Raw genomic sequence first — 25,577 nt, forward strand, 5'->3', positions numbered from 1 at the left:
CCCGTGGACGTATGACTACCCGTCGGAGCGCTGACCGTGGATCAGTTGGCCCTGCTGTTCGTGCTGTTGCTCGGGGCCCTGGTGAGCGTCCCGGTCGGGGACCGGGTCGGTCTGCCGGCCCCGGTGCTGATGACCCTGCTCGGGATCGTCCTCGCGCTGCTGGAGTTCGTCCCCAACGTGGACGTCCCGCCCGACCTGATCCTGCCGTTGCTGCTGCCGCCGCTGCTGTACGCCGCCGTACGGCGCACGTCCTGGCGGCAGTTCGCGGCGAACGTCCGGCCGATCCTCCTGCTCGCCGTGGCACTGGTGTTCGTCACCACGGTGTGCGTGGCCGCGGTCGCCCAGGCGATCGTGCCGGGCCTGCCCATCGCCGCGGCCGTGGCGCTGGGCGCCCTCGTCGCGCCGCCCGACCCGGTCGCTGCCACCGCCGTGGCGGGCCAGCTCGGGCTGCCGCGCCGCCTGGTGTCCATCCTGGAGGGCGAGGGCCTGTTCAACGACGTCACGGCGATCGTGCTGTACCACGTGGCGATCGCCGCCGCCGTGAGCGGCACCTTCTCCCCGTGGCAGGCCGGGCTCGACCTGGTCCTGTCCGCCGTGGTCGCGCTGGCCGTGGGGCTCGCCCTCGGCTGGGGCGCCTACAAGCTGATGGACCTGCTGGGCGACCCCACCCTGCAGATCGGGCTGTCCCTCCTGGTGCCGTACGCCTCCTACGTGATGGCGGAGGAACTGCACGGCTCCGGGGTGCTCGCGGTGCTCGTCACCGCGCTGTTCCTCGCCGAGTACGCCACCGACGCCGACGACGTGATGACCCGGCTCGCCGGGCACACCTTCTGGGACATCGTCGACACGCTGGTCACCGGCGTCGCCTTCGGCCTGGTCGGCCTCGAACTGCACAACGCGCTCAGCACGGCGGCCGGGCGCTGGGGCGAGATGCTCACCTGGGCCGGAGCGGTGGTCGGCGTCGTCGTCCTCGTACGGCTGCTGTACCTGCTGCCGGCCAGCTGGCTCGCGAAGCGGATGCACGCCAGACGGGACGTCGAGGAGGAGATCCCGATGACCTGGCGTGAGACCGTCGTCATGTGGTGGTCGGGGATGCGCGGGGTGGCGTCCGTCGCGCTGGCGCTGGCCATCCCGCTGGAGACCGACTCCGGCTCGCCCTTCCCGGACCGGGACGAGATCGTCTTCATCGCGTTCGGCGTGATCATGGCGACCCTCGTCCTCCAGGGCCTGACCCTGCCGTGGCTGGTCCGGCGACTCGGGGTGGAGGCCGACAGCGAATGGGAGAAGGAGTACGAGCGGTCGCTGGCGACGCGCGCGGCCAAGGCGGCCAAACGCAGACTGCGGGAGATCGAGGCCGTCGAGGACCTGCCCGACGAACTGGCCGAGCAGATGCTGCGGCGCGCCCTGGACATCGGCGTGCGGATCAGCCCCGACCTGGGCGAGGAGGAACGCCGGGAGGCCCACCACCAGCGGGCGAAACGGCTGAAGCGGGTGCGGCGCCTCCAGGGCGAACTGCTGAGCGCGGCCCGCCACGAGATCCTCGCCGCCCGCACCGAACCGGGGGCTGTCCCCGAGGTGGTGGACCGGGTGCTGCGGCATCTGGACGTGCGCAGTCTGCGCTGATCCGCCCGCCGGGGCCCCGGGCTTCGTACCATCTGATCATGGCTCGCAACGTTGTCATCAGTGGAGGCGGTACGGGGATCGGGCTCGCGACGGCCCGGTTGTTCGCCGCGGACGGGGACCAGGTGCTGCTGCTCGGGCGGCGCGCCGAGGTCCTGGAGCAGGCGGAGGTGCCCGGCGCGCTGACCTTCGCGGCGGATCTCAGCAGGCCGCGCGGGGCGCGCGCGGTGGAGCGCTTCGTCGCCTCCGAGTTCGGCACCGTGGACGTGCTGATCCACAGCGCCGGCGGCTCGGGCGGGCTCGAACCCCGGGTGGAGAGCGACGAACCGCTCGACGTCGTCCTGCACGACTGGACCCTGAACTTCGGTCTGAACACGCTGACCGCCGCGCTGCTCACCGAGGCCCTGAAGGACCGGCTCGCCGACCCCGGCGGCCGGGTGCTGTTCCTCAGCTCCATCGCCGCCTTCCGCGGCTCGGGCAGCGGGGCGTACGCGGCGTCCAAGGCGGCGCTGCACCCGTACGCCCACGACCTGGCCCGTCAGCTGGGGCCGCGCGGGATCACCGTGAACGTCGTCGCCCCCGGATACGTCGAGGACACCGGGTTCTTCGGCGACGCCATGAGCGAGGAGCGGCGCGCCCGGCTCGTCGCCGAGACGTCCAACGGGCGGGCCGGGACGCCCGGCGACGTGGCCGCCACGCTGCACTGGCTGGCGTCGCACGGCGCCGGCCACATCACCTCACAGGTCATCCAGGTCAACGGCGGCGCCGAGCGCGGGCACTGAGGCCGTCAGGGGCGTTCGGAGCGTGCCGAGGGCTGCTGGCCGCGGGGGAGAGTACGGCGGGCCGGCGGGACCCGGCCGGGGACCGGGAAGCCGGGCGGCAGGGCCGCGTCCGCCGCGTTGACGCGGGGCAGCGCGTACGGATGCCGCTCGGTCAGCCAGCGGATCAGCTGCTCGCGCACCGTGACCCGTACCGTCCACAGGTCGTCCGCGTCCTTCGCGGTGACCAGGGCGCGGACCTCCATGGTGGAGGGTGTGGAGTCGGTGACGACCAGGCCGTAGTCGCGGCCGTCCCAGGCGGGGCACTCGCGCACGATGTCGCGGAGCTTCTCGCGCATCGCGTCCAGCGGCGCCGAGTGGTCGACGTGCAGATAGACGGTGCCGGTCATCTGGGCGCCGCCGCGCGACCAGTTCTCGAACGCCTTCGCCGTGAAGTACGACACCGGCATCGTGATCCGGCGCTCGTCCCAGGTCCGTACGGTCAGGAAGGTCAGGGTGATCTCCTCGACCGTGCCCCACTCCTCGTCCACGACGACCGTGTCCCCGATGCGCACCATGTCGCCGAAGGCGATCTGCAGGCCGGCGAACATGTTGCTCAGCGTGGACTGGGCGGCCACACCGGCGACGATGCCGAGGATGCCGGCCGAGGCCAGCAGCGAGGCGCCGGCCGCGCGGAACGCCGGGAATGTCAGCAGCATCGCGGCCGTCGCCACCACGCCGACGACCGCGGACACCACCCGCATGATCAGCGTCACCTGGGTGCGGACCCGGCGGACCCGCGCCGCGTCGTGGTGCACCCGCGCGTAGCGGCTGTACGAGGTCTCCACGACCGCGGCGGCGATCCGGATCGCCAGCCAGGCCGCCGCCCCGATCAGCACGAGCGTGAGCACCCGGCCCACGGCCACACGGTGCTCCTCCAGCAACCGGGACTCGTCGTAGGACCCTCTCAGCAGGGCCGCGCACAGCACGACCTGCCAGGGCACCCGGGCGCGGCGCAGGAGCCCCCACAGCGGGGTCTCGCCGTGCCGTTCGTCGGCCTTGCGCATCACGAGGTCGGTGGCCCACCCGATGAACAGGGTGAGCAGGACCGAGCCGCCGATCACGAGCAGTGGACGGAGTATCGTCTCCATCCCTCGAACGTAACCAGCCTGCGGGGGGCCTGAACATCGCGACCGGTGAGGCGCTGGTCACGGCGTCGCCGGACCGGCTGGCACCATGGCCTCATGAACATCATGCTGTTTCACTCGACCTATGGCCTCAGGCCCGCGGTGCGGCAGGCCGCGGACCGGCTGCGTGCCGCCGGACACGAGGTGTGGACGCCGGACCTCTTCGAAGGGCACACCTTCGAGACGGTCGAGGAGGGCATGGAGTTCAACACGTCGATCGGCAAGGACGAACTGCTGAAGCGGGCCGTGCTGGCCGCGGCCCCCTACTCGGACCGGGGGCTGGTCTACGCAGGGTTCTCGCTCGGCGCCTCGATCGCGCAGACGCTGGCGCTCGGCGACGACAAGGCCCGCGGGCTGCTGCTCCTGCACGGCACCTCTGACATCGCGGCGAACGCCTCCGTGGACGAGCTGCCGGTGCAGCTGCACGTGGCCGAGCCCGACCCGTTCGAGACGGACGACTGGCTGAGCGCCTGGTACCTCCAGATGGGCCGGGCGGGCGCCGACGTCGAGGTCTACCGGTACGCGGGCGCCGGGCACCTCTACACCGACCCGGACCTCCCGGACTACGACGAGGAGGCGGCCGAGGCCACCTGGAGGGTGGCACTCGGCTTCCTGGAGACCCTCTAGAGCCTGGTCACACCGGGTCGTACGTGCGCTCGACCTTCTGGGTGCCGTTGCGGGTGCGGTAGGAGCGGGTCCACTTGGACGTGGCGTCCTGCTTGGCGCGGTCGGACAGTACGTAGTAGTCCATCTGCGCGCGCTCGGCCGTGATGTCGAGGATCCCGTAGCCGTGGCGGTCGGTGTCGACCCAGTGGACGTGCCGGTTGGCGGCGCGGATGACGGGGGCGGCGATCGCCGAGACCGTGCCCTCGGGGACCTTGACGATGTCGTCCAGGTTGTCCGACGTCACCGAGGTGACGACGAACTCCGTGGCGGCGGAGGCCGACAGGGGGTAGGTGCCGGCGTCCACGGGGACGTCGTTCGCCCACGCCATGTGGATGTCGCCGGTGAGGAACACCGTGTTGCGGATCGCGTTCGACCGCAGGTGCGCGAGGAGTTCACGGCGGTCGTCCGTGTAGCCGTCCCACTGGTCGGGGTTGAGGGCGAGCCCCTCCTGCGGCAGGCCCAGCAGCTTGGCGAGCGGCTTGAGCAGGTCGGCGGAGAGGGAGCCGACCGCGAACGGCGAGATCATCACGGAGTTGCCGACCAGGCGCCAGGTGGTGTCCGAGGACTTCAGGTTCGCCTTCAGCCAGTCCAGTTGGGCGCGTCCGGTGAGCGTGCGGTCGGGGTCGTCGACCTCGCCGTTGCCGAGGGACACCTGCTGGGAGCGGAACGAGCGCAGATCGAGCAGGGACAGGTCGACGAGTTTGCCGAAGCGCAGCCGGCGGTAGGTGGTGCCCGCGATCGCCGGGCGCACCGGCATCCACTCGAAGTACGCCTGCTTGGCGGCGGCCTGCCGGGCCGCCCAGGCGCCCTCGGCTCCCTCGGTGTGGTTCTCGGCGCCGCCCGACCAGGTGTCGTTGGCGAACTCGTGGTCGTCCCAGATCGCGATGACCGGGGCCCTGGTGTGCAGGGTCTGGAGGTCCGGGTCCGTCTTGTACGTGGCGTGCCGGACGCGGTAGTCGGCGAGGGTGACGATCTCGTGGGTGGGGGCGTGCGGGCGCACGACCTTGCCGCGGGTGCCGTACTCGCCGGAGCCGTACTCGTAGATGTAGTCGCCGAGGTGGAGCCAGGCGTCGAGGTCGCCGCGGGCCGCGAGATGGCGGTACGCGGAGAAGTAGCCGGCCTCCCAGTTGGCGCAGGAGACGACGCCGAAGCGCAGGTTCGCCACCGGGGCGTCCGCCGCCGGCGCGGTGCGGGTGCGCGCCGCCGGGGAGTCGGTGCCGCCGGCCGAGAAGCGGAACCAGTAGTCGGTGGCCGGTGACAGGCCGCGGATGTCGGCCTTGACGGTGTGGTCGGAGGCGGCTGTCGCGGTGGTCGAGCCCTTGGCGACCACGTTGGTGAACCCCTTGTCCAGGGCGACGGTCCAGCTCACCGTGATGTCCGGCCCGACCCCGGAACCGGGCAGGGCGTCGGGCGTCGGCGTCACGCGGGTCCACAGCAGGACGCCGTCGGGCAGCGGGTCGCCGGAGGCGACGCCGTGCAGGAAGGCGGGGGCCGCGTCGACTGCGCGAGCGGGCAGGGCGCCGGCGAGCGGGCCGGCCAGGACAGCCGTCGCCGCCGCGGCCTTGACGACCGAACGGCGGCGTGGGCTGAGCGCGTTGTACTGATCGGATGATCTGTATCGACTGGTCACAGCCGATCAGGTTACTGAGCGGTACTCGTGCGGGCGGGCGAATTCCAGGAAATTCGCCCGCCCTTCACACGGAGGTCCGGCTTCCTTGCGGTCACCGGCGCCCGAAGGCGGACGTCAGCCCTTCAGCGCCGCGTCCACGGCCTTGGTGTAGTCCTGGACGGTCATCGGGGCGCTCTTGCCGTCGCTGCCGGTGACCTTCTTGCCGTCCATGACGAGCGTCGGCGTGCCCTGGAAGTCGTACTTGCCGCCGTCGGAGTCGAACTTCTCGCTCATGACCAGCGCCCACTTGTCGTAGGTGCCCTTCTTCACGGCCGTCTGGAACTGCTTGTTGTCCTTCAGGGCGTCGACCGTGTTCGCGACCTTGATCAGGTACGCGTCGTCCTTGAACTTGTCCTCGGTCTCGTCGGGGTGGTACTTCGTCGAGTACAGCGCCGTCTTGTACTCGAGGAACGCCTCCGGGCTCACGTTCAGGGCCGCGCCCAGCGCGCTGAGCGCGTTCTTGGAGCCCTCGCCCGGGACGTTGTTGTCGATGAAGGTCGCGCCGACGTACTGGATCTTGTACTTGCCGTCCTTCACGTCCTTGTCGACGGTCGAGCCGACCGTCTGCTCGAACTGGGCGCAGGCCGGGCAGCGGGGGTCCTCGTACATGACGAGCGTCTTCTTCGCGCTGTCCTTGCCGACGACGACGGTCGTGCCGTTCTCGCCCGAGGCGTTGGCAGGCTTGACGAGCTTGTCGTTCTTGGCGGCCTCCCAGTAACCGGGCTTGTTCGCCTGGACGACCGCGTAGCCGATGCCGCCCGCTGCCGCCAGGACGCCGACGACGGAGGCGGCCACGATGATCTGGCGCCTGACCTTGGCGCGCTTGGCCTCGCGTTCGCGTTCGGCGCGCAGGCGCTCTCGGGCCGCCGACTTCGCCGTCTGGCTGTTCCGCTTGCTCATTGGGTGATCTCCATGCATGGGGACGCGCACACGTCGTGTGCGGGATACGTACGGGTGGGCCGTATTGCTCAGAGCGCGTTCACGCGGACGTGAACGCGGGCGAGCACGGCGGTCCACGCCGTCCCAGGGAGTGCACGAGGAGCAGCAGGCGGGCGGAGGCCGCCCGGTGGGCCGGGCGCGGCAGGCGCCGGGCCGGTGCGGTCAGCCGGACCGCAACCGCCGCGACCGCCAGCAGCAGCGGCCGGAACGTGGTCGCGCCGACCGCGCGCAGCAGCTGGGCCAGCGCCCGCTCGCCCCGGCGCAGCCAGGCCGCGGCGGCGAGGCCCACACCCACGTGGGCGGCGAGCAGGAACCAGGCGGTGGCCGGGTCCGCGTGGGCGAGGAGCCCGCCGAGGCGGTCCGGGTCGGTGCCGGTGACCTGGGCCAGCGGGGCGCCGACCCGGGTGCCGTCGCCGCACAGCACGTCCCAGCCGACGGACGCCAGCGGGCCCGCGACCGGGCCGCCCGCCCTGCCGTAGCAGACGTGCTGCCCGGTGGTGAGGATCGTGTCGGCCGCCAGCTCCAGCGGGATCAGCAGCGCGGCGATCCGCCCGAAGCTCCGCTCCCGCCCGGCCAGCGCGTAGGCCAGGGCGAACACGGCGGCCGCCAGCAGGGCCACCGTGTTCAGCGGCAGGGGCGCCCGGGACAGCAGGACGTGTGACGCCGTGCTCAGCGTCACCACGAGTGACGTGAACAGCGCCGCGCGTACCGCTCGCAGCTGGGTCCCGGAGATGTCCATATCGAAAGAAGAGTGTGGCATGAGAGGAGGTAAGGGACCCCTAAAGAGTGCCTGTGAGAGGTCCCCGGGGGCCGGTGGGCGACCCTTTCGTCACAGACCCGGAATCCGGCCGTTGCGGAAGAGGTCCACGAAGATCTGGTGGTCGGTGCGCGCGCGTGCGCCGTAGTCGTGCGCGAAGGAGACCAGCAGTTCGGAGAAGTTCGCCTCGTCGGCCGCGATCGCCGCGTCGATGGCGCGCTCGGTGGAGAACGGCACCAGCGACTCGCCGGAGGTGTCGTCCGCCGCCGCGTGCATCGCCGCGGTGGCCCGGCCGAGGTCGGCGACGACGGCCGCGATCTCCTCCGGGTCGTCGATGTCGCTCCAGTCCAGGTCCACGGCGTACGGCGAGACCTCCGCGACCAGCTGGCCCGCGCCGTCCAGCTCCGTCCAGCCGAGCCAGGGGTCGGCGTGCGCCTGGAGGGCGCGCTGGGAGATCACCGTGCGGTGGCCCTCGTGCTGGAAGTACCCGGCGATCGCCGGATCCGTGATGTGCCGGGAGACGGCCGGGGTCTGGGCCTGCTTGATGTAGATCACCACATCGTTCTCCAGGGCGTCGCTGTGGCCCTCGAGCAGGATGTTGTACGACGGCAGCCCAGCCGAGCCGATGCCGATGCCGCGCCGCCCCACGACGTCCTTCACACGGTAGGAGTCCGGGCGGGCCAGCGAGGCGTCCGGCAGCGTCTCCAGATAGCCGTCGAAGGCCGCGAGCACCTTGTACCGCGTGGCGGCGTCCAGCTCGATGGAACCGCCACCGGGCGCGAAACGGCGCTCGAAGTCGCGGATCTCCGTCATCGAGTCCAGCAGCTCGAAGCGGGTCAGCGAGCGGGCGGCACGCAGGGCGCCCAGCAGCGGGCCCTCGGCGGTGTCCAGCGTGAAGGGCGGCACCTCGTCCCTCTTGGCGCCGGTCGCGAGGGCGTGGATGCGCGCGCGGTAGGCGCCCGCGTAGATCCGCACCAGCTCGGTGATCTGGTCGTCGCCGAGCGCCTTGGCGTAGCCGATGAGGGCGACGGAGGCGGCGAAGCGCTTGAGGTCCCAGGTGAACGGACCGACGTAGGCCTCGTCGAAGTCGTTGACGTTGAAGACCAGGCGGCCGTTGGAGTCCATGTACGTGCCGAAGTTCTCCGCGTGCAGGTCGCCGTGGATCCACACGCGCGAGGTGCGCTCGTCCAGGTACGGGCCGCCCCGCTTCTCGGCGTCGAGGTCGTGGTAGAAGAGGCCCGCCGTGCCCCGGTAGAACGCGAAGGCCGAGGCCGCCATCTTCCGGAACTTCACGCGGAACGCGGCCGGGTCGGCGGCCAGGAGCTCGCCGAACGCGGTGTCGAAGACGGCGAGGATCTCGTCGCCGCGCTGCTCGTCGTTGAGCTGGGGGACCGACATCGCTGGGTGCCTCCTGGTGCATGTGTACGACAGCGTTTCTGTCGTATCGAACGGGCGGGCCCGCCGGAAAGTGCCCGCGGGCCTCGGGGGGTGGGCCTCGTTGTGAAGGTACGCGGGGCAGACCCGTAGGTGTCAGTCCCGAGGCATAGACTTCGACGCTGTCCCCGGAAGTGTCCGCCCGCCTGTCACCGAGTGTTTTCCATGGAGGCCACGTCGTGTCGAAGCCGCCGTTCACGCACCTGCACGTCCACACCCAGTACTCGCTGCTGGACGGTGCCGCGCGGCTGAAGGACATGTTCGACGCGTGCAACGAGATGGGCATGACCCATATCGCCATGTCCGACCACGGCAACCTCCACGGGGCGTACGACTTCTTCCACTCCGCGCAGAAGGCCGGGATCACCCCGATCATCGGGATCGAGGCCTATGTCGCCCCCGAGTCCCGGCGCAACAAGCGCAAGATCCAGTGGGGCCAGCCGCACCAGAAGCGCGACGACGTCTCCGGTTCCGGCGGTTACACCCACAAGACGATGTGGGCCGTGAACAGCAAGGGGCTGCACAACCTCTTCCGCCTCTCGTCCGACGCCTACGCCGAGGGCTGGCTCCAGAAGTGGCCCCGGATGGACAAGGAGACCATCTCCCAGTGGTCCGAGGGGATCGTGGCCTCCACCGGCTGCCCCTCTGGCGAGGTCCAGACGCGGCTGCGGCTCGGCCAGTTCGACGAGGCGCTCAAGGCGGCCGCCGACTACCAGGACATCTTCGGCAAGGACCGGTACTTCCTGGAGCTGATGGACCACGGCATCGACATCGAGCACCGGGTCCGCGACGGCCTGCTGGAGATCGGCAGGAAGCTCGGCATCCCGCCCCTGGTGACGAACGACTCTCACTACACGTACGCGCACGAGGCGACCGCCCACGACGCCCTGCTCTGCATCCAGACCGGCAAGAACCTCTCCGACCCGGACCGCTTCAAGTTCGACGGCACCGGCTACTACCTGAAGTCCACGGACGAGATGTACGCCATCGACTCCTCGGACGCCTGGCAGGAGGGCTGCGCCAACACGCTGCTGATCGCCGAGATGGTCGACACCACGGGCATGTTCGAGAAGCGCGACCTCATGCCCAAGTTCGACATCCCCGAGGGCTACACCGAGGTCACCTGGTTCAAGGAGGAGGTCCGCCGCGGCATGGAGCGCCGCTTCCCCGGCGGCATCCCCGAGGACCGGCAGAAGCAGGCCGACTACGAGATGGACGTCATCATCTCGATGGGCTTCCCCGGCTACTTCCTCGTCGTCGCCGACTTCATCATGTGGGCGAAGAACAACGGCATCGCGGTCGGCCCCGGCCGAGGCTCCGCGGCCGGCTCGATCGTCGCGTACGCCATGGGCATCACGGACCTCGACCCCATCCCGCACGGCCTGATCTTCGAGCGGTTCCTCAACCCCGAGCGCATCTCCATGCCCGACGTCGACATCGACTTCGACGAGCGCCGGCGCGTCGAGGTGATCCGGTACGTGACGGAGAAGTACGGCGCCGACAAGGTCGCCATGATCGGCACCTACGGCACCATCAAGGCCAAGAACGCGATCAAGGACTCCGCGCGCGTGCTGGGCTACCCGTACGCGATGGGTGACCGCATCACCAAGGCCATGCCCGCCGACGTCCTCGGCAAGGGCATCCCGCTCTCCGGCATCACCGACCCGAACCACCCCCGGTACTCGGAGGCGGGCGAGGTCCGCTCGATGTACGAGAACGAACCGGACGTGAAGAAGGTCATCGACACCGCGCGCGGCGTGGAGGGCCTGGTCCGGCAGATGGGCGTGCACGCCGCCGGCGTGATCATGTCCAGCGAGACCATCACCGAGCACGTGCCCGTCTGGGTCCGGCACACCGACGGCGTGACCATCACGCAGTGGGACTACCCGAGCTGTGAGTCGCTCGGCCTGCTGAAGATGGACTTCCTCGGCCTGCGGAACCTGACGATCATGGACGACGCCGTGAAGATGGTGAAGTCCAACAAGGGGATCGACATCGATCTCCTGAGCCTCCCGCTGGACGACCCGACGACATTCGAGCTGCTCCAGCGCGGCGACACCCTCGGCGTCTTCCAGTTCGACGGCGGCCCCATGCGCTCCCTGCTGCGCCTGATGAAGCCGGACAACTTCGAAGACATCTCCGCCGTGTCGGCCCTGTACCGCCCGGGCCCCATGGGCATGAACTCCCACACGAACTACGCGCTGCGCAAGAACGGGCAGCAGGAGATCACGCCCATCCACAAGGAGCTCGAGGAGCCCCTGAAGGAGGTCCTGGACGTCACCTACGGCCTGATCGTCTACCAGGAGCAGGTGCAGAAGGCCGCCCAGATCGTCGCCGGCTACTCGCTCGGCGAGGCCGACATCCTCCGCCGTGTGATGGGCAAGAAGAAGCCCGAGGAGCTGGCGAAGAACTTCACGATCTTCCAGGCCGGCGCCCGCAAGAACGGCTACAGCGACGAGGCCATCCAGGCCCTGTGGGACGTGCTGGTCCCGTTCGCCGGCTACGCGTTCAACAAGGCGCACTCGGCCGCGTACGGCCTGGTGTCGTACTGGACCGCCTACCTCAAGGCGAACCACCCGGCCGAGTACATGGCCGCGCTGCTCACGTCCGTCAAGGACGACAAGGACAAGTCGGCGATCTACCTCAACGAGTGCCGCCGCATGGGCATCCGCGTGCTCCCGCCGAACGTGAACGAGTCGGTGCACAACTTCGCCGCCCAGGGCGACGACGTGATCCTCTTCGGCCTGGAAGCCGTCCGCAACGTCGGCACCAACGTCGTCGAGTCGATCATCAAGAGCCGCAAGGCGAAGGGGAAGTACTCCTCCTTCCCCGACTACCTCGACAAGATCGACGCGGCCGCCTGCAACAAGCGGACCACCGAATCGCTGATCAAGGCGGGCGCGTTCGACAGCCTCGGGCACACCCGCAAGGGCCTCACGGCCCACTTCGAGCCGATGATCGACAACGTGGTGGCGGTCAAGCGCAAGGAGGCCGAGGGCCAGTTCGACCTCTTCGGCGGGATGGGCGAGGAGCAGAGCGACGAGCCCGGCTTCGGACTCGACGTGCAGTTCACCGACGAGGAGTGGGACAAGACCTATCTGCTCGCCCAGGAGCGGGAGATGCTCGGTCTGTACGTCTCCGACCACCCGCTGTTCGGCCTGGAGCACGTGCTGTCCGACAAGGCGGACGCGGGCATCTCGCAGCTCACCGGCGGTGAGCACGCGGACGGCGCGGTCGTCACCATCGGCGGCATTATCTCGGGCCTCCAGCGCAAGATGACCAAGCAGGGCAACGCCTGGGCGATCGCCACGGTCGAGGACCTCGCGGGCTCCATCGAGTGCATGTTCTTCCCGGCGACCTACCAGCTCGTGTCGACCCAACTCGTCGAGGACGCGGTCGTGTTCGTCAAGGGCAGGCTCGACAAGCGCGAGGACGTGCCGCGGCTCGTCGCGATGGAGCTCCAGGTGCCCGACCTGTCCAACGCGGGCGCCAACGCGCCGGTGATCCTCACCATCCCGGCCACCCGGGTCACCCCGCCGATGGTCAGCCGGCTCGGCGAGATCCTCACCCACCACAAGGGCGAGAGCGAGGTCCGCATCAAGCTCCAGGGCCCGACCAGGACGACCGTGCTGCGGCTCGACCGGCACCGGGTGAAGCCCGATCCGGCGCTGTTCGGCGATCTCAAGGTGCTGCTCGGCCCGTCCTGCCTGGCCGGCTGACCGGACTTCCGCGGCCGTACGAAAGGGGCGCCTCCCGCACGGGACGCGCCCCTTCGTCGTAGCCGGGTCTCAACAACCCTTACGCAGATCTCAATTGTGGCCGAAGCGCTTCTGCCGGCCCTTGCGGGCGATGTCGCCCGGGCTCGCCTGCGCGAGCGCGGGCTCCGCCGGCGACTCCATCACCGTGGTGTCGGTCTGCCGGGCACCACGCGCGGACTGGGGCTGCTTACGGTCCTGCTTCTTGTTCTTGGCCATGGTGATCTGCCTCCTGTGGGGGATCTAGGGGCCAGGGCCGGGACCAGATTCACATAGGCTGACAAAGAGTGCATGTCGGATAATTACCCTGTGTAGTGGCGGTTGTCGGGACGCCCGCCCCGCCAAGGCGCCGACCCGTTACGCCGAAACGCCACGCCGAAGATCGAGTTCGGCCCGTTAACCCCCGCACGGTCGGGCAGACTCGAAGGAAGCCTGAAGCAAACCTCCCGGGAAGAGGGTGAGTCGTGTGGACCGCTGCATCGTCCTGGTGGACGCCGGGTATCTGCTGGGGGCCGCCGCCAGCCTGCTCGCCGGGGAACCCTCCCGGTCACGGATCAGCGTCGACCACGCCGCCCTCATCCAGGCGTTGCGCACCTGCGCCGAGTCGGACACCCAGCAGCCCCTGCTGCGCATCTACTGGTTCGACGGCGCCCCCGACCGCGTGCCCCAGCCCGAGCACCGCCGCCTGCGCGTGATGCCGCGGGTCACCGTCCGGCTGGGCGCCCTGACCCGCAGCGACGGCCGCTGGGCGCAGAAGGGGGTGGACGCCGCGATGCACGCCGAACTCACCGAGCTCGCCCGCAACCGCGCCTGCTCCGACGTCGTGCTGGTCACCGGCGACGGCGACCTGCTCCCCGGCATGATGGCCGCCAAGGAGCACGGCGTCGCCGTGCACCTGTGGGCCGTGCAGGCCGCCGACGGCGACTACAACCAGTCCGAGGACCTGGTCGCCGAGGCGGACGAACGCCGGGTGCTCGACCGCGCCTGGATCACCCAGGCCGTACGCGCCAAGGAACTCACCGGCGTGTGCGCGCCACCGCCGGTGCCCCGCCCGGAGATCGCCGCGATCCTGTCGGCGCCGCTGCCGGACTCCACGCTCGGCGCGCGGACGGAACGCCCTTCCGAGGAGCCCGAACACGCCCCGGCCGCCGGCACGGACACCGGTGCCCCCGAACGGGTCCCGGCGTCCAAGGGCGTCCCCACCCCGAAAGACCTCGCCGCCCTGCGCGCGCCCGGCGTCCAGCACCCGCAGCCCCCGGCGAACGCGACCCTGCGCTGGTCCTCGGACAAGGGCTGGGTCGACCGCCCCGGCACCGCGTCCGAGCCGCCCGAGATCGCTGCCATGCCGACCCTCGCGCAGCTCACCACCGCCGAGCAGCGCTGGGCCGACCGCGAGGAGGACATCACGACGGTCGGCGGCGACCCGTACGAGGTCGGCCAGGTCTTCGCGCGCCGCTGGATGGGCCGGCTCGGGGAGCAGGGGCACCTGCAGAAGCTGTCGGCCATGTACCCGCGCATCCCGCACCGCATCGACGGCGAGCTGCTGCGGTACGCGGCCCGCTTCGGGCTGCTCGCCCACAAGGACGACCAGATCGACGAGCACGACCGGTACGCGATCCGGGCCGGGTTCTGGCGCGAGATCGACGTCCGCACGGCCGAGCACGCGTCCGCCGCCGACTGAGCCCCCCCGCCGCGCGCCAGGCGTGCCGACGCGGGCGGCGAGCAGGCGATTCGCCGCGACCGGCCGCCCCGGGGACGGATCGGGCACCCGGACCCCGTACCCTCGTGCCTTGTGAGTACGCGCGCGGGACAGGCACTTCGGCACGGTGGTGACGTCGTGTGTGCCGTGCGCGGGCTGACCAAGACCTACCCGGCCGTCCGGGGGCGCCGCGGAGCACCCGGCACGCCCGCGCTGCGGGCCACCGACGACGTCCGGCTCGACATCGCGCAGGGCGAGATCTTCGGGCTGCTCGGCCCGAACGGCGCCGGCAAGACCACCCTCGTACGGCAGCTGACCGGGCTGATGCGGCCCGACTCCGGCAGCGTCGAGATCCTCGGGCACGACATCGTGTGCCACCCCGAGCGGGCGGCGCGCATCCTCGCCTACCTCGGCCAGGAGTCGTCGGCCCTCGACGAGCTGACCGTGTCCCTCGCCGCCGAGACCACCGGACGGCTGCGCGGCCTGGACGCCCGGCGGGCCCGGGCCGAGCGGGACGCCGTCCTCGACGAACTTGGGCTCGCCCCGATCGCCGGGCGCCCCCTGAAGAAGCTCTCCGGAGGCCAGCGCCGGCTGGCCTGCTTCGCCTCCGCCCTGGTGGGGGAGCGGCCACTGCTCGTCCTGGACGAGCCGACCACGGGGATGGACCCGGTGGCCCGGCGGGCCGTCTGGTCGGCCGTGGACCGCCGGCGGGCCGAGCGGGGCACGACCGTGCTCCTCGTCACCCACAACGTCATCGAGGCCGAGACCGTCCTCGACCGGGTCGCCGTCCTCGACCGGGGCCGCGTCATCGCCTGCGACACGCCTTCCGGCCTCAAGGAGCGTGTCGCCGGCGAGGTCCGCGTCGAGCTGCTGTGGCGGGAGCGGGCACCCCTGGAGGTGCCCGAGGTCGCCGCGCTCCAGGACCGCGCCCTCGAATCCGGCCGCCGCTGGACCCTGCGGCTCGCCCCCGAGGAGGCCCGCACGGTCGTCGCCACCGTCACCGGCGGAGCCGCCTTCGCCGCGCTGGACGACTTCACGCTCGCCACGCCCAGCCTGGAGGACGTCTACCTGGCGCTGGGCGGTGCCGCGCAGAAGGGGCTGGTGAAGGCGTGAGCACGCTGACCGCCGGACCCGTACTGGACGCCGTACGCGTCACGACCACCGTCGTCTCGATCCCCCGTGCGAAAGGGAGCAGCGCCACGTGAGTGTCGTACCCGCCGAGGTTCTGCCGGGCGGCGCCCTGGCCGCGGACGAGACGTCCGGCCGGGCCCCGGCCGCGCTCGGGCCGCGCGCGCGGCTGTGGCCGTCGCTGTGCGCCGTGTACCGCGCCCAGCTGTCCCGGGCGCGGGTCGCGCGTATCCCGCTGCTGTTCGTGGCCACCTTCCAGTCGATCGGGATCATGATCCTGATGCGCGGGGTCGTCGACGGCGGGGCCGAGGCGCAGGCCGTGGTGGCCGGCTCGTCGGTGCTCGTCGTCGCCTTCGTCGCGCTGAACCTGCTCGCCCAGTACTTCGGGCAACTGCGCGCCAGCGGCGGCCTCGACCACTACGCCACGCTGCCCGTGCCGCCCGCGGCCGTGGTGCTCGGCGCGGCCGGGGCGTACGCCTCCTTCACGGTGCCCGGGACCGTGGTGACCGCGGTGACCGGCTGCCTGCTGTTCGGCCTGCCGATGACCCACCTGTGGATCCTCGTCGCGGTGATCCCGCTCGCCGGGGCCGCGCTCGCCGGGCTCGGCGCCGCCCTCGGCCTGCTCGCGCCGCGCCCCGAGCTGGCCACGCTGCTCGGGCAGCTCGGCATGTCGGCGGCGCTGCTGCTGGGCGTCCTGCCCGCCGACCGGATGCCCGAGGTGGTCCGGTTCGCCCGCGACCTGCTGCCCTCGACCTACGGCGTGGAGGCGTTCGCGCGGACCTTCGGGGAGGCGCCCGCCTGGGGGTTCGTCCTCGGTGACCTGGCCGTGTGCGCGGTGGTCGGCGTCGTCTCGCTGGCCGTCGCCACCTGGGCCTACCGCCGGGCGGCCGTCCGGTGACGCGCCGCGCGGGGCGGCCTGGCACGATGGCAGGGTGACCGCTCCGCTGACTCCTCCGCCGCCGCCGCGTGACCCGTCCTCCCCCGGAGGGTGGCAGCAGCCCGCTGCCGGGTACACGGCCGCCGTGCCGCACGACGCCATATCCGACGCCGCCGGGAGTCCGCAGGGCTCGCCCGGCCCGTACGGCGCGCCGGGCTCGTACGGACAGGACGGTCCCGGTATGAAGACCGAACTGCGCGAGGGCGCCGTGGTCACCGTGGTGGTCGCGCTCCTCGGCGCGCTGCTGGGCGTGCTGTGGTGGCGGCTGGCGCCCAGCGTGCCGCTCGTGGGGGACGTCGTCGACGACGGCTGGGTCGTGTACTTCAAGGACTCCGAGGGCGAGCAGGCCATCGGGGTGGACGGAACGTTCACGCTGCTCGCGCTCGCGTTCGGCCTGGTGAGTGCCGTGGCGGTGTTCCTGTGGCGGCGGCGCGGCGGTGTGCCGCTGGTGGTGGGGCTGGCCCTGGGCGGCTTCCTCGGGTCGCTGCTCGCCTGGCGGATCGGGGTCTGGCTCGGCCCCACGGAGGACGTCATCGCCCACGCCAAGGCGGTGGGCAAGGGCGTCACCTTCTCGGCGCCGCTGAAGCTGGGCGCGAAGGGGGCCTGGCTGGCCTGGCCGCTCGCGGCCCTGGTGGTGCACCTCGGGCTGACGGCGCTGTTCGGCCCGCGGGAGCCGGACCCGTACCAGCAGCAGCCCCCACAGGGGCAGGCGAAGGACACGCACGGCTCACCGGCCGCCTGAGGCCGGAGGCCCAGGGGGCGGGTCCGCCCCCTGAGCGGTGGGCCGTCACCTCACGCCGGACGGCGTCCGTGGTTCGAACGGCCCTTCTTGATACGCCACTTCCGTTTGCGCGTCCTCTTCGACATGTCCTTGGTGCTTAACCGAGGACGGCCCCGCCGTCGAGGGCCCATACAGGCCAGGCCGTGGGCTCATCTACGCCCGTTCCGTGGGCTCACCCGCGCCCGACGGGTGCGAGGACCGCGTCCGTGAGCGCGGCAAGGTCGGCGGGGGAGAGCTCGACCTCCAGGCCCCGGCGGCCCGCCGAGACGCAGATCGTTTCGTGGCCCGAGGCCGAGGCGTCCAGGACCGTGGGCAGCTTCTTGCGCTGGCCCAGCGGCGAGATGCCGCCCCGCACATAGCCGGTCGTGCGCTCGGCGAGCGCCGGGTCCGCCATGGCGGCGCGCTTGCCGCCGACCGCCGCCGCCAGCGCCTTGAGGTCCAGCTGGCCCGCCACCGGGACGACCGCGACGGTCAGGGTGCCGTCCACGTCCGCGACCAGCGTCTTGAAGACCCGGTCCGGTGAGACGCCCATCGCCTGCGCCGCCTCCTCGCCGTACGAGGGGTGTGCGGGGTCGTGCTCGTAGGAGTGGACGGTGTACGCGACACCGGCCGCGGTCAGCGCGACCGTGGCCGGGGTGCCGCCCGGCTGCTGCTGCTTCTTCGACTTCTTCGCCATTGGTGGCCGTTCCCCAGGGTGGTGCGTCAGTTGAGGCTGGTCGGTCCGCGGGTCAGGTCCGACGCCGGGAGCGAGGGCAGGGTACGGATGATCGAGGTCTCGGCGCGAAGGAGTTTCAGCTCGTCGCGCAGCCGGGACGCGGTGTCCGGGGCCTGGAGCAGCCGCTGCTTGGTCGGGGTGTCCAGCATCATCGCGGCGGCCACCAGGTAGGACACGACGGACGGCTGGTCCGGCAGGTCGGCGGTGGTCGACACGGACCGCTCGCGGGCCCCGGCGAGACGTTTCTGGTACTGTCGGAAGGCCCGCAGCACGCCTTCGGCGAGCGCTCCCGCCTCGTCGCCGGGCTCCTCGGTCAGCTCCTCCAGCTCGGCCGTCAGGAACGGGCCCGACGCGTCCACGGAGACGAGCCGCACCCGGGTCGTGCCCGTCGCCAGCACCTCGAACGTGCCGTCGGCCCGCTCCCGGATCGTCGCCGCGTCCGCGACGCACGCCACGGTGTGGAAGGCCTTGAGCGGGTCGGGGCCGAAGCCGGCGGCGGGGCCGCGCTCGGGCACGGCGGTGGGATCGGGCATCCCGGGGGCGGTCGTGGCCACCTCGTGGCCGTCGCGGATGGCGACCACGGCGAAACGGCGCGGATCCTCCTCGGGGGTCTTCAGGAGTTCGCGCATCATGGCGCGGTACCGCTCCTCGAAGACGTTCAGCGGCAGGACGAGCCCGGGAAAGAGCACCGAGTTCAGGGGGAAGAGCGGAAGGCGGACGGTCACGGCGCCAAAGCCTAGTGGTCGCGCCGCGCGGCGCGACCGGCGCGCCCACCTGGTGGGTGCCCGGAGCGCCCCCGGGCCGGGGCGGAGCCCGCGCGCCGCCGGACCTGCTGCCGTACCTCCAGGAAGCGGCTCAGCGGATCCTCCGCGAACCGGCTCCACGGGTAGGACGTGGCGTAGGGCCCGATGAGCCGCAGCTGATCCAGGGCGTCCTCCCAGCGGCCGAGCTCGACCAGGACGTACGTGAGCTTGTTGCGCACGGCGGCGGGCCACGGGTCGGCCGCCGGGAAGCGGGCCGACAGCGCGACCGCCCGGTCGGCCGCCGCGTGCAGCCGCTCGACGGGTACGCCGGGGCCGCACCCGTCGTCCAGGTAGGCGAGCGCCGCCCGGGCGGGCAGCGCCTGGACGAGGGAGTCGTCGGGGGAGTCCTGCGCGGCCCGGTCGGCGAAGTCCAGGCACTCGCGGTGGGAGCCGTGCCAGGAGGAGGCCAGGTAGCGCAGGGCGGCGACATGGCAGCCGTAGTGCAGCGGGGCGCGGCGCAGGGCCGCCTCCCACAGCTCCCCGAAGTAGGTGTGCCCGGCGCGGGAGCCGCGCGCGTGGTCCAGGGCGAGGCGCCAGGGCACCGGGTCGCGGTCGTCGGCGCGGGCGGCGGCGGTGATCAGCGGGCTCACCCCGCGCAGCAGCTCGGCACGGGCCGGGGACCGCCAGGCGTGGTCCACGGCGAGCTGGGCGCGCAGCAGCAGGACGTCCGGGTCGTCCGGGGCTGCCGCGTACCAGGCCTGCACCCACTCGGGCCGGGAGCGGGCGAAGGCGGCCAGCCGCAGGACGTACCGGTCGCGGTCCTCCCACCGGCCGTGCGCGCGGGTGGCGGCGAGGAGGTCCGCCGCGGCGCGGTGGGACCCCTGCCCGGCCGCGACCAGCGCGGGGCCCAGGCGGTCGTCGGGCGCGTCGAGGAGCACCTCGTCGTCGGCGGGGAGCCCGGCGGCGGGGTGCTGCGCTGAGGGCCCGGGCGTCCGTGACGCCCGGCCGAACGGGAGCAGCAGAGCCATGGTGTCGACCATTGAAGGTCCGCAGGTCACACCGGCGCCAGAGGGAAAGGCCAAGACGGCGAAAGTTGTACCGCCGTCGGTCAAGAACCGGTAAAGGTCAACTGTTCAACAACAGTCGGACATCCATGAAATCAGCTCACCGGTCGCACAGATCCCCACATCATCAAAAGCCCCACCGGGCTCAGCTGCGCCGCAGCGTCCGGGTCGCCCCCGCCGCCACCGTCGTCGCGAGGATCCAGCCCAGCAGGATCATCGCCGCCGCCAGCCACTGCCAGACACCGCTGAACTGCCAGAACCCCACCTGCCCCAGATCGATCACCGGCAGCAGCAGGTCCAGCGCGAACAACGTCGGGTTCCACGTCGGATGCTCGCCGCCCTTGATCGGCGGATGATCGGCGTACCCGAAGGCCACCGAGCCCGCCGCCCAGAGAATCGCCATCCACACCGCGGCCCGCCCGGGCCGATAGCCGTAGGCGACCATCCAGTCCTGGACGTACCCCCACAGCTTCCCGGCCGGGGGCAGCGTCTCGCGCCGCCGGCGCTGCTTGGCGAGCAGCACCTCGCGCGCGTCCTCGTCCTCGCCGCCCGCCCGCAGCACCGAGGCCAGCAGCTCGTACGGCTCCGGGTTGTACTCGGCGGTCGCGGCGGCCACCCACTCCAGCCGCCGCTCCAGCGGGAACGGGCCGCGCGGCACCAGGTTCTCGTAGCTGAAGCCGCCCATGTGCAGCAGCCCCGGCCCCGGCCAGGCGTCCGCCCTGTCCATCAGGTTGACCACCCGCGCCCCCGACAGCAGCACCCGGCCCCGTTCCATCCGCTCCCCGAGGAAGCGCAGCTCCGGCGTCTGGACGCGGCGCATCGACAGCTCCTGCTCGTCCGTGAAGACGAACCGGGCCCGCTCCAGGTCGACCGCGTCCCCGAACCGCCCGTCGTCCAGCCGCACCCCGCCCCGGCACTCGAACCGCTGCACCCGTGTCCCGCGCGCGGGGGTGCGCCCGCTCAGCAGCGGACTGCCGACGCCCGCCGGGGTCAGGTACAGGGTCCGCCCGACGGTCAGCTGGGGCGCGTTCAGCGCGAGCCGGGTGTACGGATTCACCAGCCGCGCCCCGCGAAGGCTCAGCGACACGCCGATGCTCGCGCCCCGCAGACTCAGCTCGCCGTGCGACTCCAGCATCTCGGCCTGGAGGTCCTGGCCGACGTTCATGCCGTCCCCGGCGATCGAACGGCCGCTGCGGTCCCGGTACACCACCGCCTGGCTGAGCAGCAGGTCCGTGCCGATGTGGGCGTCCGTGATCCGCACCCCGTTGTGGAAACGGCAGCGCGGCAGATGCAGATCGCCCTCGGTGTGCACCCGCGCCGCCTCCAGGCGCGGCACCGAGCAGTCCACCAGCCGCAGCGTGGTGAACCGCGCCTCCGGCAGCAGGACCTCCCGCTCGAAGCGGCAGCCGCGCATCTCGACGTACGGCTCGACCGTGCCGCCCGCCAGGTCCAGCGCGCCGCTGACCTGCACTCCCACCAGCTTCAGCGAGGACACCCGGCCCGCCAGCGGGGGCGGCCCGTCCAGCAGCAGCCAGCACACGATGCGGGCCCGCACGGTCCGCTCGTCGCCCCAGGGGTGCCCGCCGTGCGGATCGTCGACGACCGTGTCGCCGCTGCTCAGGTCGTACACGCTGCCGTTGCGGAACGCCTGCCACATCCCGGCCTCGGCGGCGGTCAGATCGTCCGGCAGGTCCCCGTCCCGGATGCCGGCCCCCTCGGTCACGTCCTTCTCATCCTCCTCGGCTACTCGCGAGTCAGTGGCCCCGTACCACCGTCATGCCCGCTGAGTGACGCCCCGAACGCAAGACGTGAAGAGGATCTTCCGGGTTCCCGGACGCTCTGTATCAGCCATTGATACGCGTCCCCGGTGCCGGACGCGGGTCTGAGAGAATTGGGTACGTGATCTCCCGAATCGATCTGCGCGGCGACGCCCTCCCCGAGGGCCCCGCACTGCGCGACCTGCTGCCTCGAGCCGACTTCGACGTCTCGGCCGCCATGGAGAAGGTGCGTCCGATCTGCGAGGCCGTGCATCATCGGGGCGACGCGGCGCTGATCGACTTCGCCGAGAAGTTCGACGGGGTCCGGCTCGACCAGGTGCGGGTCCCCGCCGAGGCCCTGGACAAGGCCCTCGCCGAGCTCGACCCGGCCGTACGCGCGGCCCTGGAGGAGTCCATCCGCCGCGCCCGGCTCGTCCACCGCGAGCAGCGCCGCACCGCGCACACCACCCAGGTCGTCCCCGGCGGCTCGGTCACCGAGAAGTGGGTGCCCGTCGACCGCGTCGGCCTGTACGCGCCGGGCGGCCGCTCGGTCTACCCGTCGTCCGTGATCATGAACGTCGTCCCGGCCCAGGAGGCCGGCGTCGAGTCGATCGCGCTCGCCTCCCCGGCCCAGGCCGAGTTCGGCGGGCTGCCGCACCCCACGATCCTGGCCGCCTGCGCGCTGCTCGGCGTCGACGAGGTGTACGCCGCCGGCGGTGCCACCGCCGTCGCGATGTTCGCGTACGGCACGGAGTCCTGCCCGCCCGCCGACATGGTCACTGGCCCCGGCAACATCTGGGTCGCCGCCGCCAAGCGCTACTTCACCGGCAAGATCGGCATCGACGCCGAGGCCGGGCCCACCGAGATCGCGGTCCTCGCGGACTCCACGGCCGACCCGGTGCACGTCGCGTCCGACCTGATCAGCCAGGCCGAGCACGACCCGCTGGCCGCCGCCGTCCTCGTCACCGACTCCGTGGAGCTCGCGGACGCGGTGGAGAAGGAGCTGGAGCCGCAGGTCGCCGCCACCCGGCACATCGACGACCGGATCGTGCCCGCCCTGAAGGGCAGGCAGTCCGCGATCGTCCTCGTCGACGGCGTCGACGAGGGCCTGCGCGTCGTGGACGCGTACGGCGCCGAGCACCTGGAGATCCAGACCGCCGACGCCGCCGCCGTCGCGGACCGGGTACGCAACGCCGGCGCGATCTTCATCGGGCCCTGGGCGCCGGTCTCCCTCGGCGACTACGCGGCCGGCTCCAACCACGTCCTGCCCACCGGCGGCTGCGCCTGCCACTCCTCGGGCCTGTCCGTCCAGTCCTTCCTGCGCGGCATCCACATCGTGGACTACACCCGCGACGCGCTCGCCGAGGTCGCGCATCACGTCGTGACGCTGGCGGAGGCGGAGGATCTGCCGGCCCACGGCGCGGCGATCAAGGCACGGTTCGGCTGGAAGGTACCCGAGAGCAAGTGACTGGCATCGACGATCTCCCGGTGCGGGACGAGCTGCGCGGCAAGTCCCCCTACGGAGCGCCCCAGCTGGACGTCCCCGTCCGGCTCAACACCAACGAGAACCCCTACCCGCTGCCCGAGGCACTGGTCGAGCGGATCGCCGAGCGCGTCCGCGAGGCCGCCCGCGACCTCAACCGCTACCCCGACCGGGACGCGGTCGAGCTGCGCACCCGGCTCGCGGCGTACCTGACGGACACCTCCGGCCACCCGGTCGGCCTCGCCAACGTGTGGGCGGCCAACGGCTCCAACGAGGTCATCCAGCAGCTGCTGCAGACCTTCGGCGGACCCGGCCGTACCGCGATCGGCTTCGAGCCGTCGTACTCGATGCACGCGCTCATCGCGCGCGGCACCGGCACCGGCTGGGTCTCCGGCCCCCGCAACGACGACTTCACGATCGACCTCGCCGCAGCCGAGAAGGCCGTCGCCGAGCACCGGCCCGACGTCGTCTTCATCACCACGCCCAACAACCCCACCGGCAACGCGGTCCCGCGCGAGACCGTCCTCGCCCTGTACGAGGCCGCGCAGGCGGCGAAGCCGTCGATGGTCGTGGTCGACGAGGCGTACGTCGAGTTCAGCCACGGCGACTCGCTGCTGCCTCTGCTCGACGGGCGCCCCAACCTCGTCGTCTCCCGCACCATGTCCAAGGCGTTCGGCGCGGCGGGCCTGCGCCTCGGCTACCTCGCCGCCGACCCCGCCGTGGTCGACGCCGTCCAGCTCGTCCGGCTGCCGTACCACCTGTCGGCCGTCACCCAGGCGACCGCCCTGGCCGCCCTGGAGCACACCGGCACACTGCTGAAGTACGTCGAGCAGCTGAAGGCCGAACGCGACCGGCTGGTCACCGAACTGCTCGCCATCGGCTACGAGGTCACCGCCTCGGACGCCAACTTCGTGCAGTTCGGACGGTTCGACGACGCGCACGCCGTCTGGCGGCAGATCCTCGACCGGGGCGTCCTGGTCCGGGACAACGGCGTACCCGGCTGGCTGCGGGTCACCGCCGGCACCCCCGAAGAGAACGACGCGTTCCTCGACGCGGTCCGTGAAGTCAAGAAGGAGCAGAGCGCATGAACCGCGTAGGACGCATAGAGCGGGTGACGAAGGAGACCTCGGTCCTCGTCGAGATCGACCTCGACGGGTCCGGCAAGGTCGACGTGGCGACCGGCGTCGGCTTCTACGACCACATGCTCGACCAGCTCGGCCGCCACGGCCTGTTCGACCTCACGGTCAAGACCGAGGGCGACCTGCACATCGACTCCCACCACACCATCGAGGACACCGCCCTCGCGCTGGGCGCCGCCTTCAAGCAGGCCCTCGGCGACAAGGTGGGCATCTACCGCTTCGGCAACTGCACGGTCCCGCTGGACGAGTCCCTCGCCCAGGTCACCGTCGACCTCTCCGGCCGCCCCTACCTCGTGCACACCGAGCCCGAGAACATGGCGCCGATGATCGGCGAGTACGACACCACGATGACCCGGCACATCCTGGAGTCCTTCGTGGCGCAGGCGCAGATCGCCCTGCACGTGCACGTGCCCTACGGACGCAACGCCCACCACATCGTGGAGTGCCAGTTCAAGGCCCTCGCCCGCGCACTGCGCTACGCCTCCGAACGCGACCCGCGCGCGGCCGGCATCCTGCCGTCGACGAAGGGCGCGCTGTAACCCCATGAACGGGCTGTCCACCATCCTGATCGTCGTCGGCCTGTTCCTGGTCGGCGGCATCATCTCCTTCGCCAAGCAGCAGATGCCCAAGAGCCTCATCGTGCTGCTCTCCATCAGTGCCGCGCTGTGCCTCGTCGCCGGCGTCTTGAGGCTGGAGGTGTGGAATTGACCAGCAAGAACGTCGTGGTCTTCGACTACGGCTTCGGCAACGTACGCTCCGCCGAGCGGGCCCTCGCCCGCGCCGGCGCGGACGTCGAGATCACCCGTGACTTCGACAAGGCCATGAACGCCGACGGGCTGCTCGTGCCCGGCGTCGGCGCCTTCGCCGCCTGTATGCAGGGGCTCACCGACGCCCGCGGGGACTGGATCATCGACCGGCGGCTGTCCGGCGGCCGCCCCGTCATGGGCATCTGCGTCGGCATGCAGATCCTGTTCGCGCGCGGCATCGAGCACGGCGTCGAGGCCGAGGGCCTGGGCGAGTGGCCGGGCTCGGTCGAGCCGCTGCAGGCCGACATCGTGCCCCACATGGGCTGGAACACGGTCGAGGCGGCGGGCGGCAGCGAGCTGTTCGCCGGCCTGGACGCCGACGCGCGCTTCTACTTCGTGCACTCCTACGCCGTGCACGACTGGAGCTTCCAGACCGAGAACCCGTTGATGACCGCCCCCAAGGTCACCTGGTCGACGCACGGCAAGCCGTTCGTGGCCGCCGTGGAGAACGGCGCCCTGTGGGCCACGCAGTTCCACCCCGAGAAGTCCGGCGACGCCGGCGCGCAGCTGCTCACCAACTGGATCGGAAGCCTGTAGAGA

At 71.7% G+C, this 25,577-nt stretch carries 23 protein-coding genes; 13 read left to right on the top strand and 10 right to left on the bottom strand.

What is annotated here, in order from left to right; genetic code table 11:
• Positions 1 to 36: 36 nt before the first annotated feature.
• Both ADL34_RS05415 and ADL34_RS05420 read left to right on the top strand, forming a co-directional pair.
• Entirely contained in the window at positions 37 to 1,623 is a 1,587-nt protein-coding gene (locus ADL34_RS05415; RefSeq protein WP_062674973.1) for a Na+/H+ antiporter, read from the top strand.
• Positions 1,624 to 1,661: 38 nt separating this feature from the next.
• A complete protein-coding gene (locus tag ADL34_RS05420; protein WP_062674977.1) occupies positions 1,662 to 2,402 on the top strand; it encodes an SDR family oxidoreductase in 741 nt (246 codons plus the stop codon).
• A gap of 5 nt (positions 2,403 to 2,407) precedes the next feature.
• Here ADL34_RS05420 and ADL34_RS05425 read toward each other — a convergent pair whose 3' ends face one another.
• Positions 2,408 to 3,529 (bottom strand): mechanosensitive ion channel family protein, encoded by a 1,122-nt coding sequence (locus ADL34_RS05425; RefSeq protein ID WP_062674978.1) that lies wholly within the window; start codon positions 3,527 to 3,529, stop codon positions 2,408 to 2,410.
• Between the two features lie 93 nt (positions 3,530 to 3,622).
• Between ADL34_RS05425 and ADL34_RS05430 the strand changes: the two genes are divergently transcribed.
• A complete protein-coding gene (locus ADL34_RS05430) occupies positions 3,623 to 4,192 on the top strand; it encodes a dienelactone hydrolase family protein (protein WP_062674980.1) in 570 nt (189 codons plus the stop codon).
• Between the two features lie 7 nt (positions 4,193 to 4,199).
• Here ADL34_RS05430 and ADL34_RS05435 read toward each other — a convergent pair whose 3' ends face one another.
• The 4 genes from ADL34_RS05435 to ADL34_RS05450 all read right to left on the bottom strand — a co-directional run bounded on the left by ADL34_RS05435 (position 4,200) and on the right by ADL34_RS05450 (position 8,994).
• A complete protein-coding gene (locus tag ADL34_RS05435) occupies positions 4,200 to 5,861 on the bottom strand; it encodes an alkaline phosphatase D family protein (protein ID WP_062674982.1) in 1,662 nt (553 codons plus the stop codon).
• 114 nt (positions 5,862 to 5,975) lie between these two features.
• Complete coding sequence (locus tag ADL34_RS05440; protein ID WP_062674984.1) at positions 5,976 to 6,800, bottom strand: thioredoxin domain-containing protein; 825 nt, start codon at positions 6,798 to 6,800, stop codon at positions 5,976 to 5,978.
• A gap of 79 nt (positions 6,801 to 6,879) precedes the next feature.
• Positions 6,880 to 7,578 (bottom strand): hypothetical protein, encoded by a 699-nt coding sequence (locus ADL34_RS05445; protein WP_062674985.1) that lies wholly within the window; start codon positions 7,576 to 7,578, stop codon positions 6,880 to 6,882.
• 90 nt (positions 7,579 to 7,668) lie between these two features.
• Entirely contained in the window at positions 7,669 to 8,994 is a 1,326-nt protein-coding gene (locus tag ADL34_RS05450) for a DUF2252 domain-containing protein (RefSeq protein WP_062674987.1), read from the bottom strand.
• Positions 8,995 to 9,209: 215 nt separating this feature from the next.
• On the opposite strand from ADL34_RS05450, the gene dnaE reads away from it, so the two are divergent.
• The gene (gene dnaE, locus ADL34_RS05455; protein ID WP_062674988.1) at positions 9,210 to 12,749 is read left to right on the top strand and encodes a DNA polymerase III subunit alpha; all 3,540 of its coding nucleotides are present in this window, start codon (positions 9,210 to 9,212) and stop codon (positions 12,747 to 12,749) included.
• Positions 12,750 to 12,839: 90 nt separating this feature from the next.
• Here dnaE and ADL34_RS36320 read toward each other — a convergent pair whose 3' ends face one another.
• Complete coding sequence (locus ADL34_RS36320) at positions 12,840 to 13,004, bottom strand: hypothetical protein (RefSeq protein WP_086868444.1); 165 nt, start codon at positions 13,002 to 13,004, stop codon at positions 12,840 to 12,842.
• A gap of 247 nt (positions 13,005 to 13,251) precedes the next feature.
• On the opposite strand from ADL34_RS36320, the gene ADL34_RS05460 reads away from it, so the two are divergent.
• From ADL34_RS05460 to ADL34_RS05475, 4 genes are all read left to right on the top strand, one after another.
• Positions 13,252 to 14,466, top strand: coding sequence for an NYN domain-containing protein (locus ADL34_RS05460; RefSeq protein WP_062674990.1), 1,215 nt, complete (start codon positions 13,252 to 13,254; stop codon positions 14,464 to 14,466).
• Positions 14,467 to 14,622: 156 nt separating this feature from the next.
• A complete protein-coding gene (locus ADL34_RS05465) occupies positions 14,623 to 15,597 on the top strand; it encodes an ABC transporter ATP-binding protein (protein ID WP_062674993.1) in 975 nt (324 codons plus the stop codon).
• An 88-nt stretch (positions 15,598 to 15,685) separates the two neighbouring features.
• Positions 15,686 to 16,510, top strand: a complete 825-nt coding sequence (locus ADL34_RS05470) for an ABC transporter permease (protein ID WP_062674995.1) — start codon at positions 15,686 to 15,688, stop codon at positions 16,508 to 16,510.
• Positions 16,511 to 16,544: 34 nt separating this feature from the next.
• Positions 16,545 to 17,291: a DUF2567 domain-containing protein gene (locus ADL34_RS05475; RefSeq protein ID WP_079034512.1), complete on the top strand. Its 747-nt coding sequence runs from the start codon at positions 16,545 to 16,547 to the stop codon at positions 17,289 to 17,291.
• A gap of 211 nt (positions 17,292 to 17,502) precedes the next feature.
• Here the strand turns inward: ADL34_RS05475 and ybaK are convergent, their stop codons facing one another.
• The 4 genes from ybaK to ADL34_RS05495 form a co-directional block, all read right to left on the bottom strand.
• Positions 17,503 to 18,006, bottom strand: a complete 504-nt coding sequence (gene ybaK / locus ADL34_RS05480; protein ID WP_062674999.1) for a Cys-tRNA(Pro) deacylase — start codon at positions 18,004 to 18,006, stop codon at positions 17,503 to 17,505.
• Between the two features lie 26 nt (positions 18,007 to 18,032).
• Positions 18,033 to 18,770, bottom strand: a complete 738-nt coding sequence (locus tag ADL34_RS05485; RefSeq protein ID WP_062675001.1) for an LON peptidase substrate-binding domain-containing protein — start codon at positions 18,768 to 18,770, stop codon at positions 18,033 to 18,035.
• Positions 18,771 to 18,781: 11 nt separating this feature from the next.
• Entirely contained in the window at positions 18,782 to 19,828 is a 1,047-nt protein-coding gene (locus ADL34_RS05490; protein WP_062675003.1) for a hypothetical protein, read from the bottom strand.
• Positions 19,829 to 19,997: 169 nt separating this feature from the next.
• Complete coding sequence (locus ADL34_RS05495) at positions 19,998 to 21,575, bottom strand: hypothetical protein (RefSeq protein ID WP_062675005.1); 1,578 nt, start codon at positions 21,573 to 21,575, stop codon at positions 19,998 to 20,000.
• 176 nt (positions 21,576 to 21,751) lie between these two features.
• Between ADL34_RS05495 and hisD the strand changes: the two genes are divergently transcribed.
• The 5 genes from hisD to hisH are packed head-to-tail and all read left to right on the top strand — an operon-like array spanning position 21,752 to position 25,574.
• Positions 21,752 to 23,077, top strand: a complete 1,326-nt coding sequence (gene hisD, locus ADL34_RS05500; RefSeq protein ID WP_062675007.1) for a histidinol dehydrogenase — start codon at positions 21,752 to 21,754, stop codon at positions 23,075 to 23,077.
• Entirely contained in the window at positions 23,074 to 24,180 is a 1,107-nt protein-coding gene (locus ADL34_RS05505; RefSeq protein ID WP_062675008.1) for a histidinol-phosphate transaminase, read from the top strand. The genes hisD and ADL34_RS05505 overlap by 4 nt, the downstream gene beginning before the upstream one ends.
• A complete protein-coding gene (gene hisB / locus ADL34_RS05510; RefSeq protein ID WP_031483403.1) occupies positions 24,177 to 24,770 on the top strand; it encodes an imidazoleglycerol-phosphate dehydratase HisB in 594 nt (197 codons plus the stop codon). Before ADL34_RS05505 ends, hisB begins: the two co-directional genes overlap by 4 nt.
• Before the next feature lie 4 nt (positions 24,771 to 24,774).
• Positions 24,775 to 24,939: a hypothetical protein gene (locus ADL34_RS36325; protein ID WP_062675010.1), complete on the top strand. Its 165-nt coding sequence runs from the start codon at positions 24,775 to 24,777 to the stop codon at positions 24,937 to 24,939.
• Complete coding sequence (gene hisH / locus ADL34_RS05520; protein WP_370686519.1) at positions 24,936 to 25,574, top strand: imidazole glycerol phosphate synthase subunit HisH; 639 nt, start codon at positions 24,936 to 24,938, stop codon at positions 25,572 to 25,574. Before ADL34_RS36325 ends, hisH begins: the two co-directional genes overlap by 4 nt.
• The last annotated feature ends 3 nt before the right edge of the window (positions 25,575 to 25,577 follow it).

Origin of the sequence: Streptomyces sp. NRRL WC-3605 (assembly GCF_001509795.1) — a bacterium.
Taxonomy (GTDB): Bacteria; Actinomycetota; Actinomycetes; order Streptomycetales; family Streptomycetaceae; genus Streptomyces; species Streptomyces viridochromogenes.

Bases quoted from the DNA above. Each gene is read 5' to 3' on its own strand.
- ADL34_RS05420 (WP_062674977.1), top strand. From the start codon at position 1,662: ATGGCTCGCAACGTTGTCATCAGTGGAGGCGGTACGGGGATCGGGCTC.
- ADL34_RS05425 (WP_062674978.1), bottom strand. From the start codon at position 3,529: ATGGAGACGATACTCCGTCCACTGCTCGTGATCGGCGGCTCGGTCCTG.
- ADL34_RS05430 (WP_062674980.1), top strand. From the start codon at position 3,623: ATGAACATCATGCTGTTTCACTCGACCTATGGCCTCAGGCCCGCGGTG.
- ADL34_RS05440 (WP_062674984.1), bottom strand. From the start codon at position 6,800: ATGAGCAAGCGGAACAGCCAGACGGCGAAGTCGGCGGCCCGAGAGCGC.
- ADL34_RS05445 (WP_062674985.1), bottom strand. From the start codon at position 7,578: ATGGACATCTCCGGGACCCAGCTGCGAGCGGTACGCGCGGCGCTGTTC.
- ADL34_RS05450 (WP_062674987.1), bottom strand. From the start codon at position 8,994: ATGTCGGTCCCCCAGCTCAACGACGAGCAGCGCGGCGACGAGATCCTC.
- ADL34_RS36320 (WP_086868444.1), bottom strand. From the start codon at position 13,004: ATGGCCAAGAACAAGAAGCAGGACCGTAAGCAGCCCCAGTCCGCGCGT.
- ybaK (WP_062674999.1), bottom strand. From the start codon at position 18,006: ATGGCGAAGAAGTCGAAGAAGCAGCAGCAGCCGGGCGGCACCCCGGCC.
- ADL34_RS05490 (WP_062675003.1), bottom strand. From the start codon at position 19,828: ATGGTCGACACCATGGCTCTGCTGCTCCCGTTCGGCCGGGCGTCACGG.
- hisB (WP_031483403.1), top strand. From the start codon at position 24,177: ATGAACCGCGTAGGACGCATAGAGCGGGTGACGAAGGAGACCTCGGTC.
- ADL34_RS36325 (WP_062675010.1), top strand. From the start codon at position 24,775: ATGAACGGGCTGTCCACCATCCTGATCGTCGTCGGCCTGTTCCTGGTC.